Source organism: Candidatus Enterococcus wittei, assembly GCF_002140175.1.
GTDB lineage: Bacteria > Bacillota > Bacilli > Lactobacillales > Enterococcaceae > Enterococcus_B > Enterococcus_B wittei.
In genome coordinates, this window is record NZ_NGMO01000003.1 from 179905 (window position 1) to 196423 (window position 16519).

Consider the following 16519-nt stretch of genomic DNA (forward strand, 5'->3'; position numbering starts at 1 on the left):
ATATTATACTGAGGCACAATGAATACGTTTTTTAATTTTGTTGGAAATCTTATGTTAGAAGATTTACCTATAGCTTTAACATAGGAATGAATCTTTTCTTTGTAAGGATATACACTTACTTAACTTGCCTCCAAAGTTCTCACTTCAAAAGAGTTATCAGGAACAAGTCAATCGACAAAACGGGATAACATGGACATAGCACAGCCATCAAGCTAGGTAATTTTTTTATAGATTTTCCTTTTTTCATCATATATGTTATATTTTTTTCAAATTAAGACAAAAAAAGGCTGGAACAGAAACGTTTAACTCCTTCTTATTATCGAAGTAGATGTTTCTGCTGTTATACATATTAAAAGCGTGGAACAAAAGTATATAATACTTTTGCCCCACGCTTTTACGCTTTAATCACTCAAGAAAAATTCTTCTCTAATAACTACCGCTCAAATTATTTTTTCTTTTTTTTTAAAACAGCTACATCTGAACCTTAGCCAATCAATACACTTTCTTCTGGATATTTGTATTTTGCTTCTGCTTTATTGCTTTTGACTAACAATGAAAAGACAACCGTCATGACACCGACACGCCCGATATACATCAAGGCAATGATCACTAATTTTCCTATCGATGTAAGATCTGGTGTCAATCCCATCGTAAGACCGACCGTACCAAAAGCAGAAAACACTTCAAAAGCAATGTATTCGATTCCAGAAGTTTCAGGGATTGTTTCGGTAATTGATAAGATCATGATCGCAGTCACACATAAAGTCAGCGTAATGAAAAACAAGGTGAGGGCACGTAATACTGCCGCTGGTCTGATGGTTCGTCCAAACGCTTCTGCACGTGTTTTCCCTTTGAATGTCGCATGCATTTGTATAAATAGGATTCCTAAAGTTGTCGTCTTTAGTCCCCCGGCTGTTGATCCCGAGGTTCCTCCGATATACATCAAAAACATCGTCATGATCAAACCAGCATGACTCATATGCAGATAATCGACCGAAGTATAGCCAGCTGTTCTAGGGGTGACACTCATAAAGAAAGTATTCGCTAGTCTTTGTGGCCACGTCCCGTCAACAAGATGTGTCGCATTCTTTTCTGTAAACAAAAAGATGATAAAACCACCAACAAGTAAAACAGCCGTAACCGTCAATGCAATTTTAGAATGTAACGTGATCTTTTTTATCTGACGAAAACTCAGTAAATCACGCCAAACAATAAATCCTAATCCACCAGCTACAATCAATGCAGAGACAACCATAATCAGGTAAACATTTTGCTGATCATTGATCAAACTATCCCCTAGTAAGTCAAAACCGGCATTACAGAAACTTGAAACTGCATGAAAAATACTATACCAGATTCCTTTTGACCAACCATACGTGGGTACAAAAGTGAAACTAAGAGCAAATGCTCCTAATATTTGGATCAATACGGCAAATTTCAAAATATAAAGCATCAAATTCATAACTCCTGAAACTTTTTCAAGGTTCAAGGCTTCCTTCAAAACGATACGCATACTAAAACTAACTTTCTTCTTTGCGAGTGCAAAAAAGATGATCGGTATCACCATAAAACCTAATCCGCCAATCTCAATCATCACCATGATCAAAAATTGGCCTGCTTCATTCCAATGAGCGGCCGTATTCAATGTGGTCAAGCCAGTCACACATACCGCAGAAGTTGCTGTAAAGAAGGCATCAAGAAAATCAGTTGGTTCACCACTATTACTAAAATATGGGAGAGACAATAGACTTCCACCCAGTAAAATCAATAAAAAAAAGCCAACAGCAATCAATTGTACGGGTAAAAGTTGCCTTTTCAGTTTCTTTTTTATTTCTATTCACTCCTTTAAAAGGATCATCATTCATTTATAAAGCCGGCACAAAAAAATAACATTTTTAGCTTATGTACATCATACATTGGTTTAACAAAGATGACAATAAAAACAAAAACTATTTTTTGATCATCTATATGTACAACACTGGCCCATTTTTCTCTTCAAGAAGTACTGATCATGTTGAACAAATAGCTCCAAGTACTCAAATGGGTAAGCATATAGAGTTTATCTAGTATGCGACCTATCATTATACTTGGAGCTAAAAAGCTTTTCACGCTATATTTTTATCTCGACTTCAAATAAAATAAACTTAAGCATTTTGTCCCATATTTTTCACTTTGATCAGACGAGTGACTTCCGCACGTTCATTTTCTTCAAGTTTCATTTTGATATAGTAAATCGTTTCTTCTAACTGAGGGATCGTCATATATTCCAACGCATTGACTCTTCGTCGTGTTTTTTCAATCTCACCTGCCATCAATTGGCAAGTTTTTTCTATTTCAGTCAATTCCAGCAACTTTGGCAAAAATGCTGTAAAACGATCAATCGAGCGGTCCAATTCAGCATTTGAATTAAGATACCCATACTCAACAGGTGTATCGCCCAACTGTTCATCGTATTGAAAATTCATGATTGGTACTTTAACGCTCATGATATTCTTTTCAACTACCGACAATTCTACATTTTCAGCTGGTAAAACAAACAATTCATCGATAAATGCTTCAGGGATAGATGCCTTTGCAAGGACAAAATCACTCATTGCAGCAGTCATCTCTTTTTCCACTTCTTGTCGCAATTCATTATTTTTACGAATCAATAAAATGAACTGTCGCATCAACTCATCTTGTTTGTCTTTCAGTAACTTATGACCTCTTGTCGCAGTGGTCATTTGTTTCTTCAGTCGCGTCAATTCCATTCGTGTGGGATTTACATTTAATCGAACCATTTGACACTCACTCCCCTTCTGGCAGATATTGGTCAAGCAGATCGTCTTTGATCCGTTTTAACTCCGTTCGTGGAAGCATCGCTAAAAGTTCCCAGCCTAGATCAAGTGTTTCGGCAATTGAACGGTTTGTGTAGAATCCTTGATTGACGTATTCTTTTTCAAAACGGTCAGCAAATTTTGCATAGATTTTATCAATGTCTGATAAAGCAGACTCTCCTAATACAACTGCTAATTCTTTTGCTTGTTTTCCTTGTGCATAAGCCGCAAAAAGCTGGTTCATTGTTGCCGCATGGTCTCCTCTTGTTTTCCCTTCACCTGTTCCTTTGTCTTTTAAACGGGAAAGAGAAGGTAGTACATCAATCGGTGGCTGGATCCCACTCTTATAAAGTTCTCTCGTTAAGATGATTTGTCCTTCCGTGATATAGCCTGTCAAGTCAGGGATTGGATGGGTTTTATCATCTTCAGGCATCGTCAGAATCGGGATTTGAGTAACCGATCCTTTCAATCCTCTGATTCGTCCAGCACGTTCATACAACGTTGCTAAGTTCGTATATAAGTAACCTGGATAACCACGACGGCCTGGTACTTCACGACGCGCAGCCGAGATTTCTCGTAAAGCTTCCGCATAGTTGGTCATATCTGTCATGATTACTAATACGTGCATGCCTTTTTCATAAGCTAAATACTCAGCAGCAGTTAATGCCATACGTGGTGTAGCAATCCGTTCAATCGCTGGATCATTGGCTAAATTCATAAACATCACCGAACGATCAATGGCACCAGTTTGACGGAAATCTTCCATGAAAAATTCTGCTTCTTCAAATGTAATCCCGATTGCTGCAAAAACAACCGCAAAATCATCGGAAGAATCTAACACAGTCGCCTGTCTAGCAATCTGTGCAGCCAACTCTTTGTGAGGTAACCCTGAACCTGAAAATACAGGTAATTTTTGTCCTCTGACTAAGGTGTTTAGATGATCGATCGCTGAAATCCCTGTTTGAATGAACTCATCAGGATAATCTCTAGCCACAGGATTGATTACTTCTCCATTGATGTCCAAATATTTTTCTGGCAAGATTTCTGGTCCATTATCTTTTGGACGACCTAAGCCATCAAAGACACGACCGATCATATCTTCTGAAACGCCTAATTCGAGTGGATGTCCTAGAAAACGAACAGAGGAATCTCTTAAGTTGATACCACTCGTTCCTTCAAAAATTTGCACCATTGCTTTATCTTCTTGTACTTCTAATACTTGTCCACGTCGGATCTCCCCGTTTTGCATACGGACTTCGATCAATTCTTCGTATTTCACACCGGAGACTTTCTCAACCGCCATCAAAGGTCCGACCACTTCTCCAATTGTACGATATTCTTTAATCATCGGTCATTCCCCCTTCTGAAACGATTTGTTGAATCGTCTCCTTGATTTCTGATTGGATCATATCCAGTTTGTTTAGTTCAGTTTCTGGAATGAATTTGCTTCGGCCGATCCGTTCTCTCAACATAACCGTACCTTTCATGATTTCGCTCAAATAAGCTCCTAGTGAAATAGCCTTTCTAGCTTCTTCACCAAACGTCAAAATCATTTTCAGCATTTTAAATTGTTTTTCTCTTGAAGTAAATGTATCCACATCATCAAACGCATTTTGCTGTAGATAATCTTCACGAATTGATTTGGCAACTTCTAGTGTCAAACGATCATTATCTGAAAGAGAATCAATCCCAACAAGACGTACGATTTCATTTAATTGTTCTTCTTGTTGCAAAATACGCATTCCTTCTGCCACCATTTCAGCCCAATTTGCTTGAAGGATCTGATCCATATAGCGACCTACTTCGGTAGAGTATAAGGAATAACTTTGAATCCAGTTGATAGAAGGGAAATGACGTTTTTGGGCTAAAGTTGAGTCTAAGCCCCAAAAGACTTTCACTACTCGTAAGGTATTTTGAGTTACTGGTTCTGACACGTCCCCACCTGAAGGAGAAACCGCACTAATCGCCGTAATACTTCCTTCACGTTCATCTGACCCTAAAGCAATCACTCTACCCGAACGTTCATAATACTCTGCTAAACGAGAACCAAGATAAGCAGGATATCCTTCATCCCCAGGCATTTCTTCCAACCGTCCACTCATTTCACGCAATGCTTCTGCCCAACGAGAAGTCGAATCCGCCATGATTGCTACATCATAACCCATATCACGGAAATACTCTGCAATAGTAATTCCTGTGTAGATCGAAGCCTCACGGGCCGCTACTGGCATGTTGGAGGTATTCGCAATCAACACCGTTCGTTCCATCAAAGACTCACCGGTATTTGGGTCAATCAATTCTGGAAACTCGTTCAACACATCTGTCATTTCATTTCCACGTTCCCCACAACCAACGTAGACAACTAAGTCTACATCTGCCCATTTAGCAATTTGATGCTGAACCACCGTTTTACCTGCACCGAATGGACCAGGAACAGCAGCTGCACCGCCTTTAGTCACTGGGAAGAATGTATCAATCACTCGTTGTCCTGTAATCATTGGTGCGTCAGGATTCAATTTTTCTTTGATTGGACGACCACGACGAACTGGCCACTTTTGTAGCATGGTCAATTCTTTGGAACCATCTGGTGTCTCGATGACACAGATCGTTTCATCAATGGTGAAAGACCCTTTTTCGATTCTTGTGATCGTTCCTTTTACACCATTTGGAACCATTATTTTGTGTTCAATGACTTTTGTTTCAGCCACAGTCCCGATAATATCTCCGGCACTGACTTCATCTCCCACTTTTTTCGTTGCTTCAAACCACCATTTTTTTTCATGATCTAAAGCAGGCAACTGTACACCGCGTGCTAAAAAGTTACTTTGGGTCGTTTCCATAAATGTATCCAACGGTCGTTGGATGCCATCAAACATCTGAGCAATAATTCCAGGACCCAATTCGACTGATAAAGCTTCGCCGGTTGAACGTACAGGTTCACCAGGTCCGATCCCTGAAGTTTCTTCATATACCTGTATTGATGCAACGTCACCGCGCATCTCAATGATTTCACCGATGACTCCTAACTCTCCCACTAAGCACATATCTTGGATGCTGGCATCCGACATGTTTTTTGCCATCACGAGAGGGCCAGAGACTTTTATAATTTCTCCAATTTGCAATGCACTATCTCCTTTACTTTCTATAAGATATTTTGTCCAACTGCTTTTTCTACGCTCTTTTGTATTTCAGCAACACCGATCCCCATGGCTCCTTGATGGCTAGGAATAAGGACGATTGCTGGCGTCATTGTTTCCTTATAGCGTTCAATCGTTTCTGGACTCATCTTGGCACATTGTTCCGTCACATAGATGACACCATACGATTTTTTGACCATCTCTTCAATTTTTTTTCTTACTTCTTGTTGACTTGTTGCATATTGTACATCAAATCCAAATAGTTTGAATGGTAAAACAGAGTCTTTATCGCCAACAACTCCAATTTTATGCGTCATAGACTTGTCTCACCCTTTCTCTGATCGTTTCTTGATCAAAATGGTTTCTTTTCCCAATGATCAACAAACGAAGGTTTTTCATTTCTACTTCTTTTGCATTTAAAAAAGCTAACAATGGTAAGGGGCCAAATGCTTGTGTCTGTGCAGCCTGATAAAGAGACGTCAGATAATCGTCTTTCATTTGTTCTAATTTGATAAAGTTTAGTTTCCCATCTTGAATGGCGGGTGCTAAAAATTGACGATAATCTGTCGTTTGTAAAAAGTTCAAATACGTCTCCTCGTCGCTTTTCACGAAATCCAAAAATGCTTCTTTAGGAATCGTGCCCGAACTTGATAGAACGGTTGACATAAACCCTTTTGAACGTTGTTGGATGATCCCCCTAGCCATCGTGGTGATATTGGTCAAATCAATAAAAGCAATGATTTCTTCCAATAATTCTGGGGAACCAAGCTTTTCTCCAAGCCGTCGTTGCTCGGTTAAAAAATACCGATCATAAATCACATCAATTCCTTGTAAAATAGCTGATTCTTCACAATACTCATGAACTTCTTTAATACTTTCAAGTAGTTGCGGTGCAAGTTCTGTTGACTGTTGGGTGTGAATCGCTTGCTTCAATGTTTCAAGAGAGTAAAAGCCGTCATTTCGATACAAATGATCCAGATTCTCTCCTGTCATTTCAGCCTTCGTTAATACTTTTAAATTATGGAATGTGTAACGCATGGTATAGATCCAGACGATTTCTGGCTCTGGTGCGTTTTCTTTCAACCAAGTGAATAATTCGCCTGACTCCTTCAATAGATTGGCTTCAAAATCATACTCAAACCCTTCATGGATATAAGGATGATAAACGGTTGTCTTTAAAATCTCACCTAGTGCTTCGATCGAATTGGCATGGATCATCCGTTCAAATTCCTCTTTGGATAAAAGTTCCAGTTCTCTGGCACGAATCAAGGGATTTAGTTCATGATAATTCATTGATTGATCCCTCCTTACTCAAATAGTTGTTTGGCAATTTCAAAACGCATCTTTTCTTGGACTTCCTGGATCAAATTGCTATATACAAAATTATATTGCACTCCTTGATCATCAATTAAAAAGCCTGATTGTTTAGGTACTACCTGTTCACTCAAACAAAGAGTAAAGGGAAGTGCTTGATTCCATTGTTCTACTACGTCTTTTGTTAGGAGCGAAACAGACTTCTCTCCTGGAATCAAAATGACTTCGCCAGACAAAGAAAGTGAGTGGAGACATGCTTCCATAAAATCAAGTTGTTTTGATGCTTCCCATGTTTCTAATTCTTGTTGCGCTTCTTCAAATAACCGACGCAAAAATTCTTGCTTTTCATTTAGCGCTGATTGTCGGACTTCCACTTGTTGTCGATTTCTAAGTTGTCGATACGTTTTTTCGATTGTCTCCAACTCTTTGGCTTTTTGTTTTTCATATTCTGCTTCTATACGCATACGTTCGGCATTGATCTGCTGATCGATTTTTGCCCGTTCTGCTTCTTCAAACGCCGCTCGTTCTGCTTGCGCTGTTTCATTCATCTGTTTGATGATTGTATCAATGGCGTTCATTCTTTTTCCCCCTTAATTAGGCATTCAAAACGAGTAGGAAGGAAATAACAAACCCTAAGATCGCATAGGTTTCCACCATAGCGGCAAAGATGATCCCTTTAGTCGCATGTTCCGGTTTTTTCGCCAAAATTTGAATACCAGCTGCTGCCACTTTCCCTTGAGCAATACCAGAAAACAAACCAGTGAATGCAATTGGTAAAGATGCACCTAAAAAGTTCAATCCTTGGACTACTGACATATCACTACCTAGATTGATAAAAATCAAAAAGGCGATAACGAATCCATAAAGTCCTTGTGTACCTGGAAGCAATTGTAGAATCAATGCTTGTCCAAATTTTTCAGGTTGACTCGTTGTCAACGCTGCTGCTGCTTCACCTGTCATTCCCACACCTTTTGCTGAACCAATACCTGAAAAAATTGTTGCTGTTGCCATTGCTAATACTGCAAATACCATTCCGCCATTTTGGCTAATTAAATAATCCATCATTTTTAAGATTCCTCCAACCTATTCTATTTTTTCTTATGATTAATATTTACGTATTTTTCCGCTGTTTTCAACGGTTTGAAGGCGCGCCCGCCTCCTGTATAAAATTTCCCGAAAAACTCAACATATTGTAACCTTGCGCCATGGACATAGGCACTCAATAACGTCAAAAACATGTTTAACGCATGTAAAGCGATAATCAATAAAATCCCAATACTAAAGCGGGCAGCTGGTGGCATAAAAGCAACCAACATGTTAAATGCTGCTGCAATACTTCCTCCAGAGATCCCTAATGCCATCAAACGCGTGTAACTGACCAAATCACCAATATAGCCAGTTAGTCCATACAAACTATAAGCTCCTTTTGCTATACCTTTGATTTTTGATGAAGATTGAAAAATCGGAATAATCAAGATACATAATGCCGAGAGAATAGCTAAGCCAGCGCCTAAATAAACCAAGGCATCGTTTTTAATCAGCATCGCACCAATCAATATCAATATCAGGCCAACCAATATCCCTTGCCAAGCAAAACCATCATTGACTGCATCCACGTAAGCTTTATGCTTGATATGCTCTTTAGCTGCAATAAACAATCCTACTAGTATTTGGATCAATCCAAAGATTACTGACAAAATCAAAATAGTGTTAACATCTTCGGTCGTGGATAAAATCGGAAAAGGTAAATGAATCCCAAATACCTCTTTTGGCAAAGCTTGACCAAAGAATGAGCTGTAAATAAATCCCCAGATAATGGATGGAAAGGCTAAAATTTCAAAAAATTTAGCGAACTGTTTCATCCCTCGAGGTAGAACCATTAATTTTTGGGCTGCAATCGCCCCAATCAACATGAGTAAACCATAGCCGATATCTGCCACCATCATCCCGAAAAATACCAGATAAAATGGCATCATCCAAGGAGTTGGATCGATTTCCTGATATTTAGGCAAACTATACATCTCTGTCAACATTTCAAAGGGTGCCACCAAAGGATGATTCTTCAATTTCGTTGGAACTTCTCCTTTGATTTCCTCATCGGTTGGTTCTTCAAAGCTGATAAAAATATCTTCCGCAGATAGTGATTTTGACAATTGTTGGTTCAATTCTTGTTTTTCTTCTTCACCGATCCAACCTTGAACAACGATTAAATAAGGTGCGTGGATAAAGCGGTCTTTCACTGCTTCACGTTCTGACATAGCTAATAAGTTTTCTTCTGCCCACTGCAATTCTTGGATATAGTTACTGCAGTTACCGATTTTCACCGCTAACTTTTTTTGTTCTTCCTGACAATTTGTCAGCTTATTTTTTATTTTTTGTAATTGTTCCTTGGGTGGTGTGTCATACGGATAGTCCTCTTTCACAAAACCATAGCGACCAGTGACTTCTTCGATAGAGGGTCTCATAGATTTCAATGAAACATAAGACAAGTAGACGAAATGCTCATTCGAACTGACCTCTTCCAAATATACACCATTGATCTTTTGGATTTCTTCTGAGAAATCTGGATAATTAGCTACATTGATACTACCGATCACTAAATCAGTCTCTTTACTGACCGCATGTTTTGGTGAAACATCTAATCCATACCAATGAACGAGCCATTCTTCTTCAGAAGCGAGCTCATTTCGTTGTTCAGTGAGTGTTTCCCATTGTTTCTTTAAACTTAATATTTCTTCTAATTTTTTCGTGAAATCTTCTTCTGAATAATTTTCAGCTAACTCTTGCAACGTGAGTTCTTGACGTTTAAGATGCTGCTTTTTTTGCTGTTTATCGCCATGATGCTCGATAAACTGGATGGCTTCTCTCGTCTGTAAGATACGATTCTTTAACGCATTGACAAGCGGTTCTTTTTCAAAAATAGCAACCTTTGGAAAATAAGTATCCACCCATTGATTGTTTGAGGTTTCTTGAAAAAGATCTCTAATTTCGACATTCTGGATCCCTTGAACAGCTTGTAATATCGCATCTTGATTACGTTTATCAGAAATGAGAGTGACTTTTTCCATCTTAGTGACGGCCATAAGTTTCTTTCACCCTTTCAATTATTGCTTCGACTGCTTCTTTGCGATATTTTTGATATTGCTCTTGCACGATCATCTGAAGTTTATGGGCTTCCTTCGCCAACTCTTCTTTTTCTCTAGTTACTTGTTGCTTTTCGAAGTCGGTTTTCTCTTCAATCATTCTTGCTAGTTGTAGACGCTGAGAGTCTTGTAATTTTTCCAATTCGTCTTCTTTTACTTTTTCGTAACTTCTTAATTCTTGCCGAAGTTCTTGAAATGTACGTTCATTCATTTCTTCCGCTTTTTGGATTTTCTCTAAAGCTTCTAACACGATTTCCACATCCTTTCTGTAAAAAAAAGAGGTACATTCTTTCTTTTTTCATTGAAAGTATGTACCTCTTAAAGATAACTTTAATAAATTAGGCACCTTCAAACAAATATTCTTCTCACCCCTTGAAGAAATTGATCCTTGAAGCTTGCGCCCAACCTTTTTATTTAATTCACGCTACCAATTATAACAAATCCAAGGGAAATTGCAACTATCCTAATTGAAATAAATACTAGTCTATCCTCTATTGATCGTTAAGTAAACAAGTTTTGTTAATTACTCCTCCTATTATATAATGGATGAGAAAAAAACGAAAATATTTCATACATGGTATTTTTATACTTTTCAAACAAAAAGTAGATGATAAAAAAAGAATGTAAGATGGAGGAATTTTCATGCAATCAACGATCGGAATTGCCGCCAATCAATTAACCAAAGCAATCGATACATTTCAAGGAAATCAAGTAACTTATACGCCACAAGGATTTGTCAACGCAGTTACCCAAGCAGGTGGCTTACCTATAGTTCTACCAATTTCTTCTCCAGAAAGCGCAGCAGCATTTATCCAAAAAATCGATAAACTACTACTTGCTGGTGGACAAGATATTAGCCCTGATCTATATGGAGAAGCACCACATCCAAAGTTAGGTGGAGTAAACAAGCAGCGAGATTTATTCGAACAAGCCCTGATATTAGAAGCTTTGAAACAAAAGAAACCAATTTTTGCTGTTTGTCGTGGCATGCAACTTCTCAATGTTACATTGGGTGGGACACTCTATCAAGACTTGTCACTTTATCCACAGTGGACTATTAAACACGACCAACAGCCGACTCCTCCACAATTTACAACCCATGAGATCAACGCCTCACCTGATACATTGCTTTCACCTTTAGTTAAAGAGAGTTGCTATGTCAATTCCTATCATCATCAGGCGATCAAAGACCTTGCTCCTTCGCTCAAAGCTATCGCCTTTTCACCTGATGGTTTGATCGAAGCAGTTGAAAGTCAAACAGAAGACACTCGTCTATTAGGCGTTCAATGGCATCCAGAATTAAGCCATCAAACAAATCCTGTGGACCAAGAAATCTTTGATTTTTTTGTACAAGACCTTTGAGTATATAAACTTACAAAAAATCCTTCAATATTAAGTGGGAACTTGAGAAAATATGCGAAACTATTTTTCGTTTTCCTATCTTATAGGCCCAGATCAGATCTCTTCTCTCACAAATACTGTTAAACAGTATTCTAGAAGGTGTTCTTCGGTACTAAGACAAAAAATCGTAAAATAGGAGAAACTATTTTTCGTTTTTTTGTCTTACTATTCAAATTCCCCCTTCTCTTACAACCTCAGATAAATGTTGTTGTCACTACCTTGATAATCGGCATTCCAACAGCTGCACTTTGGTCATAAGGTAGAAAAATAATAAATGTGAAAGCCATTTTCTATCTTACGCCTCAGTGCAAATCACTTCTTTCATGACTTTTTGTATGCTAACAATTCTTTCAACTGATTGATTTGGCGCTGTAGTTCGATTCCTTTAGTCGTGTCACGATTTAGTTTTCTTGGCAGTTGTTTATCAATTACTTTTTTGAGTTGAGCATGGCTACTGTGATTTGCAAATTGTTCTTCAATCCCAATGAAGGGATAGTGTGTCACGATTTGGAAACCATAAGAATTGCAAAGCAAAGAATAACCAGCAATCCCTGTTGTTTTTTGATAGGCTTTAGATAAACCACCATCAATCACGAAGACTGTTCCGTTGGCTTTGACTGGTGACTCGCCTTTCCTTACTTTGACTGGAGTATGCCCGTTGATGATCACTGATCCGAGTAAATCTACTTCAAATTCTTTTCGCACTTTATCACTAAACCACTCTTCGTCACGTAATCGGTAATAACTATTGCTTACTTCCACATGGGTTTCTTTTTCCTTTAAAAAATAACGTTCAAAAGTAGCCATTTTACTTTTACCGAATAAAGGAGAATAAGGACCACTCCATGCATACCAAATCAAATCTGTTGCTAAATCATTTTTGGCTTTTATATCTTCCATACTTGTTCTGATCTGTCGCTCAAAAAATTCTAAAAGCTCCTTACCTGCATAAGTTTGCTCGCCTAAATGAAAGGCTAAAAATTCTCCTTTTTCATCTACAGGGATACAACCATGAAAGAGCACGCTCTGATTGGTTGTCAGATACATCCGACCTTTTTCCAAGAGGAAATCCATATGTTTTTTCATTCTCAAAGAATGTTGAAAAGAATACATCAAACTATCGATGACTTGCCTTTCCTCAGCTGATAGTATCTCAGGCGATTCTGGAGAGATTGTTTGAAAGCAAGCGCCATGTATTGAATATTCTCGTCCATCTAATGAAAGAAGGTGTTGTCCATAATCGATTTTTTGAAGAAGATCTCGGTCAGACATCTCAAATTCAGGCCTACGTTGTAAAAGCTGTGATTCCACCTTGAATTGCATGATGGCAAGGGCTTGATGACTTTTCTCCATCTCTTCTCTTTCTCGATCAGACGATTCTTTACTGTTTTTAGGCGTAAATGCTGTATTTCTTTCATATCGTTCATTTGCAAAAGAGAATAGTGGACGCAAGTTGAGACCGTACTCTTTTTCTAGTTCAAACAAATAATTATAACGCGCTGCGATTCGCAACAGCGTCAATAAGCAAGCTTCTGAACCACAAAAAGCGCCAATCCACAAAATATCATGATTGCCCCATTGAATATCAATAGAGGGAAAATCCATCATCCGATCCATCACCTTAGCTGCTTGGGTTCCACGATCAAAAATATCGCCTACGATATGTAAGTGATCAATCACCGTCTTTTGGATTGCATGAGCTAATTTTGTCAGGAAATTTCTTTCTTCCCCCATTTCCACTAATTGATCCAAGATTTTATCCACATATGCCTGTTTTCCTTGGATGCGATCATCGATGTAGAGTAACTCTTCGATAATATACGAATATTCTTTTGGAAGTCCTTTTCTGACTTTAGAACGAGTATATTTAATGGACGTAAAACGCAACAATTCAATCAACTGGTGAATCAATTCCGACTTATCTTGTTGTTCATACCATTTTGTCGTCAAAGTGTATTCAGGATAGGCCACAAAAATGGCTAATCGCCCTATTTCTTCATCGGTAAGCGTATTTTTAAATAAATCATTTATTTTTTCTTTTAAATTTCCTGAACCATTTCTTAAAATATGATCAAATGCTGAAAATTCACCATGCAAATCGCTTAAAAATAATTCTGTTCCTTTAGGTAGCTGTAAAATCGCTTCCAAATTTATGATTTCAGTGACTATTTCTTCTTTTGTGGGGAACTTTTCTGCCAATAATTCCAAATAACGATCCATCTAAACGCCTCCAAAATTGGTCTACTTACAATTATAGAAATCATACATTAGATTTACAAATTTTTAAACCGAAAGAATGTTCATGGCATACAATTTCAAACGAACAAATTCTTCATTTTAAACGAAAAAATCGATTGGAATTCTCTTTGGTTTAGATCAAAGAAAACAGCCAATCGATTATTTTTTTACTATGTTTAAATTTTTCTCAATAAACTAGTTCTTTTTTCGTTCATTTCGCATAATTGAAATAGATTGTTTCAAGGAACTCCATAATCCGCCTTCACTATATACCAAAACATTAGACTTATACATATTCGCAGATAAGAACATCAACACAAAAGTAACGATAACTAATGTGAACAATGAAATCAATACTCCCCCGGTACCTACCGTTTCATTGGCCAAACGAACAGGCATGACATAAGAAGATAGGAAAGGAATATAGGAAGTCACACGAATCACAATATTATTGGGATCTGAAGCTCCAAGGATCAACCCTAACATATAACCTCCTAATGAAAGGTAGGTCACTGGTAGGATCGCTTTTGCGGTGTCTTCTGCTTTATTCACTAATGAACCACATAATGCAGCTAGTACTGAGAAGATCAAAATACCAAAGATCATAAACACTAGTGAATACCATAGAAATGGACCAATAATCTTATCTAGAGACACTCCATCAAGGAATGTTTGGACCATTTCCATATTTTTGAATTGGTTGAATCCAACACCAAAAATGATGCCGTACAATCCCATTTGAGTCAATGCTACAAGTAAGACACCACACAGCTTCCCATAAAAATGCTTTTGAGCTGTCGTACTGGATAAAATAACTTCCATGATTCTTGTCCCTTTTTCAGAGGCAATTTCTTGTGCGATGATTTGTGCATATGTCAAAATAATAATGAACAATACAATCGTTGCGACATAACTAACTACATATTGAACTGTGGAATTATCTTCACCTATCGTCATTTTCCCGTCTGAATCAAAACTAACTTTTTGACGGGAGAAGTTAGCAGGTTGACTGAGTTTAGCCACTTCTTCAGGAGAAACACCTAAGCGACTCGCACGAAGCATCGATTGCATCCCTGTTAGTTGCTGTTGGATCAATAGTTGGGTTGTTTGTCCCAATGAATCTTCACTGAACAATTGACCCGATACTTCTTCATCTTTGATGGAAACAACCATATAAGCATCGATTTTCTCATCCGCTAGTTCTTTTTTAGCATCTGCTTCTGATTGAATCACTTCAAATTTAAACTCATCATTTTTGATCTGGCCTAGGTATTCTGAAAGTTCCTGATCTTCAGAAAGAATACCGATTTTGTTTATTTCACTATTTTGTTGCGCAAAATTCCCTGCTAAATAAACAATGCCCATCATGACGAATGGGACTAAGATCATAATAAGAAATGAAATGGATTTCACGTTTTTTATATAGACGTCTTTTGTAATGATCCAAAATTTACGCATCCAACTCACCTGCTTTCAGTTTGAAAATTTCTTCTAATGTAGGCGGTTGTTGATTGAACATAGGAATATAGCCAAATTGAGTTGCACGAGTAAAGATTTCTTTCCCCGCATCAGGATCTGATAAAGTAATTTCTAAGGTCTGATCCTCTTTCTCAACTACTTTTTGGACTCCCTCGATCCCAGCCACCTCTTCTTGAGATAATCCTGATTCAAGGAATAATTTCGTTCGTCCAAACGATTCACGAATTTCGTGGACTTTTCCATTCAACACCATTTTCCCGTTACGTAACATGATCAAATGATCACAAATCTTTTCTACATTATCCATATTATGACTGGAAAAGATCACACAAGAACCATGCTCCTTTAACTCGATAATGCCATCTTTCAATAATTCAGCATTTACCGGATCCAATCCGCTAAATGGCTCATCTAAAATAATCAACTTTGGCTCATGAATCAATGTAGCAATCAGTTGGACCTTTTGTTGATTTCCTTTCGATAACGATTTGACCTTATCTGTTTTCTTTCCCTTTACCTGAAACTTTTCCATCCAAAAATCGATTTTAGGTTCGATCTCTTTTCTTGTTTTCCCACGAAGTTCTGCAAAATAAATCAATTGATCTTGGATCGTTACCCTAGGGTATAGTCCTCTTTCTTCTGGTAAATAACCAATGATATCATAGTCTTTTTCACTTAATCGTTGGCCGTTCCACAAAACTTCTCCTTGATCTTGTGTTAAAAAATCTAAAATCAAACGGAAAGTCGTTGTTTTACCAGCACCATTTTGCCCGATTAAACCCATGATCTTACCATCTGGAATCTGAAAAGAAACATGGTCAACCGCAGTATAGTCCCCAAAAGTTTTTACCAGATCTTTCACCTCTAACATAGCCTCACTCCTTTATCCTCTATCCTTGTTATATTCTTATTTAAATCGCATACAAAAAATAAAAAAATAAATGAATAAAATTATTCCTTTTCTTCTCGTATATAAAAATGATAGGACACT

The 16519-nt window shown here is 37.8% G+C and carries 14 protein-coding genes and 1 other annotated feature; of the genes, 1 reads left to right on the forward strand and 13 read right to left on the reverse strand.

The window, feature by feature from the left end; all coding sequences use genetic code 11:
* Nucleotides 1-484: 484 nt before the first annotated feature.
* The 10 genes from A5844_RS08760 to A5844_RS08805 form a co-directional block, all read right to left on the reverse strand.
* Nucleotides 485-1837, reverse strand: coding sequence for a TrkH family potassium uptake protein (locus tag A5844_RS08760; RefSeq protein WP_244610794.1), 1353 nt, complete (start codon nt 1835-1837; stop codon nt 485-487).
* 307 nt (nt 1838-2144) lie between these two features.
* Nucleotides 2145-2780: a V-type ATP synthase subunit D gene (locus A5844_RS08765; protein ID WP_086284818.1), complete on the reverse strand. Its 636-nt coding sequence runs from the start codon at nt 2778-2780 to the stop codon at nt 2145-2147.
* Between the two features lie 7 nt (nt 2781-2787).
* Nucleotides 2788-4164 (reverse strand): V-type ATP synthase subunit B, encoded by a 1377-nt coding sequence (locus A5844_RS08770; RefSeq protein WP_086284819.1) that lies wholly within the window; start codon nt 4162-4164, stop codon nt 2788-2790.
* The gene (locus A5844_RS08775) at nt 4157-5938 is read right to left on the reverse strand and encodes a V-type ATP synthase subunit A (protein ID WP_086284820.1); all 1782 of its coding nucleotides are present in this window, start codon (nt 5936-5938) and stop codon (nt 4157-4159) included. Before A5844_RS08775 ends, A5844_RS08770 begins: the two co-directional genes overlap by 8 nt.
* A gap of 20 nt (nt 5939-5958) precedes the next feature.
* Entirely contained in the window at nt 5959-6270 is a 312-nt protein-coding gene (locus tag A5844_RS08780; protein WP_086284821.1) for a V-type ATP synthase subunit F, read from the reverse strand.
* Entirely contained in the window at nt 6260-7246 is a 987-nt protein-coding gene (locus A5844_RS08785) for a V-type ATPase subunit (RefSeq protein WP_086284822.1), read from the reverse strand. The genes A5844_RS08780 and A5844_RS08785 overlap by 11 nt, the downstream gene beginning before the upstream one ends.
* Nucleotides 7247-7260: 14 nt before the next feature.
* Complete coding sequence (locus A5844_RS08790) at nt 7261-7845, reverse strand: V-type ATP synthase subunit E family protein (protein WP_086284823.1); 585 nt, start codon at nt 7843-7845, stop codon at nt 7261-7263.
* Nucleotides 7846-7861: 16 nt separating this feature from the next.
* A complete protein-coding gene (locus A5844_RS08795; RefSeq protein ID WP_086284824.1) occupies nt 7862-8332 on the reverse strand; it encodes a V-type ATP synthase subunit K in 471 nt (156 codons plus the stop codon).
* A gap of 23 nt (nt 8333-8355) precedes the next feature.
* Nucleotides 8356-10350: a V-type ATP synthase subunit I gene (locus tag A5844_RS08800; protein WP_086284825.1), complete on the reverse strand. Its 1995-nt coding sequence runs from the start codon at nt 10348-10350 to the stop codon at nt 8356-8358.
* Nucleotides 10337-10669 (reverse strand): hypothetical protein, encoded by a 333-nt coding sequence (locus tag A5844_RS08805; RefSeq protein WP_086284826.1) that lies wholly within the window; start codon nt 10667-10669, stop codon nt 10337-10339. Before A5844_RS08805 ends, A5844_RS08800 begins: the two co-directional genes overlap by 14 nt.
* Before the next feature lie 100 nt (nt 10670-10769).
* Nucleotides 10770-10817: a sequence feature (sodium ion sensor (DUF1646 type); this cis-regulatory element may regulate processes involved in with the transportation of sodium ions), on the reverse strand.
* A 235-nt stretch (nt 10818-11052) separates the two neighbouring features.
* On the opposite strand from A5844_RS08805, the gene A5844_RS08810 reads away from it, so the two are divergent.
* On the forward strand, nt 11053-11772 hold the full coding sequence (locus tag A5844_RS08810) for a gamma-glutamyl-gamma-aminobutyrate hydrolase family protein (protein ID WP_086284827.1): 720 nt from the start codon (nt 11053-11055) through the stop codon (nt 11770-11772).
* A 360-nt stretch (nt 11773-12132) separates the two neighbouring features.
* On the opposite strand, the gene A5844_RS08815 is transcribed toward A5844_RS08810, so the two are convergent.
* From A5844_RS08815 to A5844_RS08825, 3 genes are all read right to left on the reverse strand, one after another.
* Nucleotides 12133-14031 carry a fructose-1,6-bisphosphatase gene (locus tag A5844_RS08815; RefSeq protein WP_086284828.1) on the reverse strand — a complete coding sequence of 633 codons (1899 nt, stop codon included), beginning with the start codon at nt 14029-14031 and terminating at the stop codon, nt 12133-12135.
* 213 nt (nt 14032-14244) lie between these two features.
* Nucleotides 14245-15507 (reverse strand): ABC transporter permease, encoded by a 1263-nt coding sequence (locus A5844_RS08820; RefSeq protein ID WP_086284829.1) that lies wholly within the window; start codon nt 15505-15507, stop codon nt 14245-14247.
* The gene (locus A5844_RS08825) at nt 15500-16399 is read right to left on the reverse strand and encodes an ABC transporter ATP-binding protein (protein WP_086284830.1); all 900 of its coding nucleotides are present in this window, start codon (nt 16397-16399) and stop codon (nt 15500-15502) included. Before A5844_RS08825 ends, A5844_RS08820 begins: the two co-directional genes overlap by 8 nt.
* Nucleotides 16400-16519 lie beyond the last annotated feature (120 nt).